At 47.0% G+C, this 519-nt stretch carries 1 protein-coding gene; it reads left to right on the plus strand.

All coding sequences use genetic code 11. The annotated features are described in order from the left end of the window. Positions 1-519 (plus strand): tyrosine--tRNA ligase (locus tag ACS8FC_RS20875; protein ID WP_459112997.1); only part of this gene is annotated, 519 nt, incomplete at both ends.

The raw sequence follows: 519 nt of genomic DNA on the forward strand, positions 1-519 counted from the left end.
TATCACGGTGCCGATCTTAGAAGGTTTGGACGGCGTTAACAAAATGTCTAAGTCACTGGGCAACTATGTCGCTATCTATGATGCGCCGGGCACCATGTACCAAAAAATCCTGTCTATGCCGGATACCTTGATCCAGCGCTATTTTGAGTTCTTAAGCTTTAAGCCTATGGAAGAAGTCGAAGCCTTGATGGCGGAAATGAAAGACGGGCGTAACCCACAAGAAATCAAACGTGTCCTAGCCGAAGAGCTAATTGAGCGCTTCCATGATGCTGATGCCGCTGCAAATGCGCACAAATCAGCAGGCAACGTCTTAGCGGATGGTGAGTTGCCAGTGGATTTGCCAGAAGTGACATTAACGCTTGAAGAAGGTCAAGAGGCCTTGTTTATCACACAGATATTAAACCAAGCAGGTTTGACTAAAAATAGTGCAGCGGCAAAAGACATGATTAAGCGGAACGCGGTCAAAGTCGATGGCGAAGAGGTCAATGCTGGCTTTAGCTTAACCTCAGGTCAAACGGT

It is taken from the genome of Psychrobacter sp. 1Y4, assembly GCF_051847555.1.